This window comes from Crenothrix polyspora (assembly GCF_900163755.1).
GTDB classification, from domain to species: Bacteria; Pseudomonadota; Gammaproteobacteria; order Methylococcales; family Methylomonadaceae; genus Crenothrix; species Crenothrix polyspora.
The window spans coordinates 1-7,051 of sequence record NZ_FUKI01000129.1 but is presented as its reverse complement, the minus strand read 5'-3'; the positions used below and the strand labels follow the sequence as shown (position 1 = coordinate 7,051).

General features: G+C 44.2%; 9 protein-coding genes. 4 read left to right on the top strand and 5 right to left on the bottom strand.

The features are described from left to right. Positions 1–93: 93 nt before the first annotated feature. Both CRENPOLYSF2_RS12270 and CRENPOLYSF2_RS12265 read right to left on the bottom strand, forming a co-directional pair. Positions 94–558: a hypothetical protein gene (locus CRENPOLYSF2_RS12270; protein ID WP_140396856.1), complete on the bottom strand. Its 465-nt coding sequence runs from the start codon at positions 556–558 to the stop codon at positions 94–96. A 623-nt stretch (positions 559–1,181) separates the two neighbouring features. Further along, positions 1,182–1,481, bottom strand: coding sequence for a TrfB-related DNA-binding protein (locus CRENPOLYSF2_RS12265; protein ID WP_087144239.1), 300 nt, complete (start codon positions 1,479–1,481; stop codon positions 1,182–1,184). A gap of 121 nt (positions 1,482–1,602) precedes the next feature. On the opposite strand from CRENPOLYSF2_RS12265, the gene CRENPOLYSF2_RS12260 reads away from it, so the two are divergent. The 3 genes from CRENPOLYSF2_RS12260 (at position 1,603) to CRENPOLYSF2_RS12250 (ending at position 4,950) form a co-directional block, all read left to right on the top strand. Further along, positions 1,603–2,136 carry a thermonuclease family protein gene (locus CRENPOLYSF2_RS12260; RefSeq protein WP_087144238.1) on the top strand — a complete coding sequence of 178 codons (534 nt, stop codon included), beginning with the start codon at positions 1,603–1,605 and terminating at the stop codon, positions 2,134–2,136. A 501-nt stretch (positions 2,137–2,637) separates the two neighbouring features. Next, positions 2,638–4,362 (top strand): hypothetical protein, encoded by a 1,725-nt coding sequence (locus tag CRENPOLYSF2_RS12255; protein ID WP_087144237.1) that lies wholly within the window; start codon positions 2,638–2,640, stop codon positions 4,360–4,362. Positions 4,363–4,530: 168 nt separating this feature from the next. Next, positions 4,531–4,950 carry a hypothetical protein gene (locus CRENPOLYSF2_RS12250; protein ID WP_087144236.1) on the top strand — a complete coding sequence of 140 codons (420 nt, stop codon included), beginning with the start codon at positions 4,531–4,533 and terminating at the stop codon, positions 4,948–4,950. A gap of 58 nt (positions 4,951–5,008) precedes the next feature. Here the strand turns inward: CRENPOLYSF2_RS12250 and CRENPOLYSF2_RS12245 are convergent, their stop codons facing one another. From CRENPOLYSF2_RS12245 to parA, 3 genes are all read right to left on the bottom strand, one after another. Further along, complete coding sequence (locus tag CRENPOLYSF2_RS12245; RefSeq protein WP_087144235.1) at positions 5,009–5,767, bottom strand: hypothetical protein; 759 nt, start codon at positions 5,765–5,767, stop codon at positions 5,009–5,011. 86 nt (positions 5,768–5,853) lie between these two features. Next, positions 5,854–6,072 carry a plasmid partition protein ParG gene (locus tag CRENPOLYSF2_RS12240; protein ID WP_087144234.1) on the bottom strand — a complete coding sequence of 73 codons (219 nt, stop codon included), beginning with the start codon at positions 6,070–6,072 and terminating at the stop codon, positions 5,854–5,856. A 3-nt stretch (positions 6,073–6,075) separates the two neighbouring features. Then, positions 6,076–6,699 (bottom strand): ParA family partition ATPase, encoded by a 624-nt coding sequence (parA, locus tag CRENPOLYSF2_RS12235; RefSeq protein ID WP_087144233.1) that lies wholly within the window; start codon positions 6,697–6,699, stop codon positions 6,076–6,078. On the opposite strand from parA, the gene CRENPOLYSF2_RS12230 reads away from it, so the two are divergent. After that, complete coding sequence (locus CRENPOLYSF2_RS12230; RefSeq protein WP_087144232.1) at positions 6,687–6,884, top strand: hypothetical protein; 198 nt, start codon at positions 6,687–6,689, stop codon at positions 6,882–6,884. The genes parA and CRENPOLYSF2_RS12230 overlap by 13 nt on opposite strands. Positions 6,885–7,051 lie beyond the last annotated feature (167 nt).

Sequence of the window (7,051 nt, the reverse complement as noted above, 5' to 3'; positions counted from 1 at the left end):
CCAGCAGCAAGAACCGGCACGACTTGAGCCACCAACGCCAAACCGGACGCGGGGAGAACCCGCGAACCGGCCACGGCGACCACACCGGGCGAACTAAACACCACGAACCCACACCTGACCACGAGGCAAGGACGGCGCAGGGGACGACACCGCAGGTGAGCCAGGGATAACCGCGCAAGGCACGGAAACACCCCAAACAGGAACACCACCACGGCCAGAAAAACGGCGAACTGCAAGCGACAACCCACACCAGCCAGACCACGCGGCGGCAAAGGCGGACGCGGCAGGAAGTGAGGAAAAACCGGCCACTAAAACAGAACCGGAAAACGAACGAGAAGAAGCCCGAACACGCCAGCGGCAAGCACCGGAAGAAAGCGCAGAACCGACAAGCACACGCCACCAAGGGGCAGACAACGGAACGCCACCTAAACCGCGACCAGGTGCAACAAAAGAACGGGAAGAAACAGAAGAGAAAGTACCCACGACACACCCCCAAAAAGAACCGGCCAGACCACCCAACCGATGACTTAGTGTACCATAAGCAACATATAAAAGCAATACTTAATGCAATATAAAAAAGAAATACTTTTGGCATGGAAACTGCAAACCCACACACTATTAAACCAGTTTAAAATTACTGGCCAACTCGCAAAAGTAATGAAGTTGAAATGAATAATATTTTTATGATGTGACGCGCCCGAAGCCTCCCAAACGGCAAGCAGCAAAACAAGCCGCGACGGGCTTTAGATGAGTACACTTATGAAACGGCTTGTTTTGTTGACGACGTTTTGAGCGGGTTGCAAGGGCCGCAAGCCCTAGCCTTACAGATAGCGGATGTTACAAAGGTGCTTGTGGCTGCTTTTTGCCACATGTACCTTTGCAACTTACCGCGTTTGTCGATGGTGTAAATTATTTGGTGATCGCTATTGTTTGAGCTGTAACGTAGTGGAAGCGAGTATTTAAATAAGTTGGAGCTGGTGCGTAGCACGAGCGGAACACACATTATCTTTCAAGTAAAAATGGGGGAACTGGTGCGTAGCACGAGTGGAACGGCGATTGTTCGAGCTGTAGCGTAGCGGAAGTGAGGTTAAAATTACTGAGCGGATGTTGGTGCTGTACTTCTGGCGGTGCTTTTTCCGCCAGATGCACTGCACCAACTTACCGCGACTTCCTTTTTTCTTTTAATTAATGCTTAGACCGGCTGTTCTCATTGATTGGCGTTCGATCTCACGTACTTCAGCCACTCGCTCAGGAGGTACGCATACAGTAATACATTCCCATTCTTCAGGGATTCCTTGCGCTGCCTTATATGCGGCCTCAATTCGAGAGACTGCATCTTCTACCTGTTGCCGCTTCATTTCCATTTGTTTTGCTGCATCTATGTATCGCATCCCGTCTACGAGTACCAATCTTGCAGCATCCTTTGTACGTTGTGTCATCCGTGTTGAGTTTGCTGTTTTAAGGAACTCTGAAAGTTGCATGATAGCCACCAATAAATCGTTTAAAAGGAATTAGTATAAAGAAATATTTAGAGCAATACAATAAAGCAATATAAAATAACATCAGTCTTTTTAGACTATCATTTAGATTTCTGTAGGTTTTATGAGATACGCAATAATCACGCTGTTATCAATTTTACTGGTCAACACAGTCAACGCCGAAACAATCACAGGTAAAGTTGTCGGCGTTTCCGATGGTGACACAATCACGGTTTTGGATTCAAACAAGCACCAGGTTAAAGTTAGATTGGCTCAAATTGATGCACCAGAGAAGAAACAGGATTACGGGCAAGCGTCAAAGAAAGCATTGTCTGCTGCCGTGTTTAATAAGGATGTGATAGTTGAGGTTGAAGCTATTGACCGTTACAAGCGCACAGTCGGCAAGGTTTTGGTCGATGGGATTGATGTAAATCTAAGGCAAGTAAGCGCAGGTATGGCGTGGGTTTACCGGCAGTATGCGAAAGATCAGGCGTATTACACTGCCGAAGATACGGCCAAAGCCGCCAAGGTCGGGTTATGGTCAAAACCTAATCCAACACCGCCGTGGGAATATCGACACAGCGGCAAAAAATCTTCCAAAAAATTTAAGCTAACTGATATGGCTACTTGGGTACGGCAACGATTCCTGCATTTTTAGTGTTATCCACTACCACTTGACTATGTAATCATGTTTTAAATGTAGGTGTGGCAAGGCTTTCAGGCCGACTTTACGCATTTATGCACGAATCCTTACGCCTAGTCAATTTTCGGCGGTTTGGGCTTAGTGCTTATGGCGCGATAAATCCCGTGGAACTTTAGAGCCTTTTGTTGATTAGCGTCTCTTTTTACCGAATATTAGCGTAAACTTTTCGTACCATTGGACTTCAGACCCCATATTAAATTCTATGGGACTTTAGTGTCGTTTGTTTAAACTCACCAAATTATGAGGTGTATTATGAAAAGAAATCTGCGCGAATCAAATTTCCTTACTCTTGTTGAACAGCATCTGCCAAATACCCTGAAAGCTATCACAACACCCTTTCGACGAAAAAACACCGTTACAACAAAGCCAACGAAAACAGCTGTTGATCTGGTTAGTCAATCGATAGCTCCATCGTCTCGAAAGTGTCTTACAAAGGTGGTTTGTTATCTAAGCTTAATGGGTGTTAGCACATTGGCTTCAGGGACGGTGCTTGAAGATAAAATCCCCCTTGATCTAAGTTCACAAAATGCAGTCCATAGTTGGCGGGGGGCTTGTGGGTTTTTGGATGAGTTGGTCAGTGGCGCGGGCATCATAAAAACCGCGACGCCTAAAACGCTTTCAACGCCAATTCCCAAAAACGTTTGTCACGATACCTATAATCACGATGGCGCTTCTTCGTTCACAACCGATGTCGGTGAGCCTTTGCCTAAAGGTATGGCGCACACACTATGGCGGCTTTATGTGCCCACCCGCAATGAGCGGGTGGTGTTGAATACCTACAATTTCGAAGGTTTTGGTAGCGAGCTTGACACCGTGCTCGCCGTTTACCGTTTCGATAAATCAGCTGGCGTTACCGGTTTTAAGCGTTTAAAACTTATTGCCTCCAATGATGACAAAAAAATTCCTGGAAATTTTAATGTGGCCAGCCAGGTACAATTCGACGCGCTCAAAGGTGAGCGTTACGCTATCCAGGTAGGCAGCAAAAAAAAATCCACTGAATTTGTAAAGTCACTCACTGGCTTTATGTTCCCGCCTCAAGGCGGATTGTCCATGCAGCCGTTACGGGCCTTCAGATACGATGCAGTACGCAAGTTTTTCGAATCAGAAACTTATATTGTCCACAATAGCACGTCGAAAACTTTACGGGTTAAGGCCTCGACCACCCTGGGTACTGGTATAACCTTGCCAGAAGATTTTACCCTCGCACCAGGTGCTGCTACAGTAAAAACATTTACCAAGAACAATACCTTTGACAGCACCACGGTACGCACGGTGTCGGGCGAACTCAGCTTTTCAGGTTATAGTGGAGCAACGCTGCTGGCAAGAACTGTAACCCCAATGGTGCTACCAGTCAAAGCTAATCCGGGCGTAGCCGCCAAGCTGACATTGACTGCAAAAGCCCAATTTCTGAACAATGCCCCTGGTCAGGTCATTAAAATACCTATTATCGTTAAAAATACCAGTAAATTTCCTGCGCTCGGATGTTACGTAACCCATAGTGTTGGCACATTACAAACCGCCTGGACGGGCTATAACCCCGTTAGCCAAAAAGTGACCGACGAAGTCAATGTGCCCTTTAACCTGGCGGTGGGCCAAAGCAAAAATATTCTGGTTGCCATGCGTACATTTGCTGATCGGTTTGCCAGTAGTAGCCAAGGGTATCTTCTCAATGCTTCTGCAATTGACGTTGGCTGCGCAAACTCGAATGTTTTTCCGAATGCCGGACAACTTGGAATTGCCAACAATATTGATTTCAACAGCGTAGTGCCTAAATTACCCAAAGTAACCTTGCTGAATACACTGCCTAGCAGTGGCATTTTGGATGTACCCGCAGCCGGTAAAGTATTTACCGCCAATTTTCACAATGACGGTACTACGACAATACAGGTTAATGCCAAGGTGACGAATCATCCGTCATGGAATTATAATGCGGCGGTTTGTACGGTTAAAACCACAGATGCCGCTTGTTTGGCATCGGCTTTGACTCATGAGGGGTTGTCGTTGGATGTGCCTGCGGGTAAAAACTTTGCTGTTAAAGTTGCCGTAAAACCTAAAACCAATACCACAAAGTTTAATCCTGAGGTTGATGGCATACAGCTCTTTTTACAGAAAAGAGATATAGGTTTTGCGAATTTAAGCTTTACATTTGGGGGAACTACCAAGGCGTTGCAAAAAAAATAGTTTGCCCCCGTATTATTGCATCACCTATTGGTTCTTTGTGGTGCATACGGGATTCACACCCGCTAGTTTATGCGGCATTGCCAGGTCGCAACGGACTTCAAACCCCATATTAGATTTTATGGGCCTTTAGTGTCGTTTGTTTAAACTTGCCAAATTATGAGGTGTATCATGAAAAGAAATTTGTATGTTAAATCCCTATTGATTGCTTTGGCTTTATGTGTGTCCACTTTCGTCTCTGCAGCGCCAAGAATCAATGGAATATGGACTGGAAATGCGAGTAAAGTTACCACCAGCTCATGTAACGTTCGTGTCCCAATTGTCCTCACCATAAATCAGTGCGGTGTCAGTGGTAACTTGTTTAACGGAACAGTGAAAGTAGGCTCTACAACTATAAAAATAGTAGGCAAAATAAATTTTGATAATAGTTTTCGGGTAACTGGCGCTGCTGGTACCAATACCGTGACTATGATCGGTCAATATACGCCTAGTAGGCTACAAATAAACGAGTTACTGTTTGCGACAACAGCCACCACCAATATTTTGAATGAGACTTATGACACCATTACACTTTCTCAACTTAAAAGGTAAGTGCTGAAGCATAGGCTGGCGATATGAAGCTATTATTTAAAAAAGAGGCCATGCTTCCTTAAACACACTCCCAAACAACAAACCCATTAACAACGCCGATTGCCGATTTATGCGGTTCGGCGTTAATCAATGACATCATAGATTCATTGAGAATCGTCAAAGCCTCTGGTGAATTTGAATTTACAAACCGGCTACGCCTATTCTGATTGTCGGCACATTGATCTGGTAACCAACGCTGCGGGAATGATTTCACGCTAAAACCTTTGGTTGTCAGTATTTCAGTAACCGAAGGTTTCCCAGTCTTAGTTAGCCAATTTATCTTTTTCAAAGTATGTAAGCCACCCAGTAGAACCAGGATTGGTTTATCACCTGCTTGTTCCAGTTGCCGAGCCATCCATTCATCCCGGTCAACGTCATTATCCATGCTGGCATCTATGGCAATTATATTGATGCACTGGCCTTGTGCTTTAAGTGAAGCAAAGTTTTCAATCATACGTTGATAAGGCGGGTGTTCGATTTGTGGCCACAATTTAATTTCATTGGTCAATGCCCTGCCCTGCATTATCTTGTCGACAGTTGCTTGTTGATCGCTGCCAATTTCCAAGCCAACAACGACACATTGATGGTTTTTGATGGTGTCGGAAACCAGTGTTTGAAAAAACTCACTGGATTCTGGTCTTTTGTGGGACTCGCCAATGATGGTTATTGTGTTCGGTTTTATCTGTTCAAGGATCGGGTCTTGGGTGGCTGCAAGTGAGGAAATTGGAAGCAATAATGCAAAAACTAATCGTTGTACAAACCTTGTAAAAATAACCATAGTGCCAATTCAGTGACAGTTATTAAAGCCGTAAAATCGTAAATGATAATTTACGGCTTTACGATTTTTCGTAATTACGATTAAACTTAATTGATGTTTTGGAAGTTTTTTTCTAAAAGTTCACGTATCTCATCAGCCATTTTAACGCCCTTAATGGCACATTGACTTTTGATTCTTCGATGTAATGAATCTGAAATATCAAAAGTTAGGCGTTTGGTTTTTTCGGTAACACGGTTTTCTACCCATTGATCCGGCTCAATGGCTTTTGCTGTCGGCTTTGTGCCAAAAGTTACTTTTTTGTTCATTTTTTATAATTCCAATATTTCACGAGTAAGCGCATTGATTTCCTGGCTGGCTACGCCCGTTGGTTCTGTATCAAGCACGGTTAAGCCATGAGCGGCACTTTCGGCAAAAGCCACCCTCTGACAGATGGATGTTTTTAAAACAGGTAACGGATAAGCGGCAAGTGCCTCACCGACATCTCGACCTATCGCCGTATTTACTATTTTACGATTAATTACAAATGCGCTTTTAATGTTTTCCTTAAATGTGCTTGCCTCTTGCAGAAGGTCAACAATTTCTTTTGCCGCCCACACATCGTAGGGTGATGGCTGGACGGGAATAATCACAATATCACTGGCCATGATGGCTGACCGCGCAAGTTCATTTACTCGCGGTGGCCCATCGATAACAACATAATCATGGTTAATACCGATAATAGGTAGTTCTTTGTGCAGGTTGGGTTTTGGTAATCCAACAACAGGAAAAGTCGGATCATCGGGACGGCTGGCCGACCAATCCAAAGAGCTGCCTTGCGGGTCTGCATCGACAAGTAAAACTTTTTTACCCATCCGTGAAAGTGCAGATGCGAAATGTACGGCCAGGGTCGTTTTGCCGACACCGCCCTTCTGGTTTAAAAATGCGATTATCATTATTTGTGTTTTTCCGTAATTACGGCGATAAGTTTAATCTTAAAGTCGTATATAAGATTAGTCAAGTTATTAAATACTTAAAAGATAATGCTGCGGTGTTTCGGCGCAACGGGCAGGGATGCCGGTTGCTTTTTGCCACGGATGGCTTGCACGGTGGTTGCCGACAAACTGAAGTGAGCAATTAGGGAGGGAGAGTTTAAAAGCGTACAGGGACGTGTGCTTTTAAGCCGACTGGACGATTTGCGGATTTAATGCGATTCATTGCTCAGGAATATTATTTTTAGAATCTTTAAAAAATCTTTATAGATTATTTATTGACTTTATTATAGATAAATATATAATCATATTATAT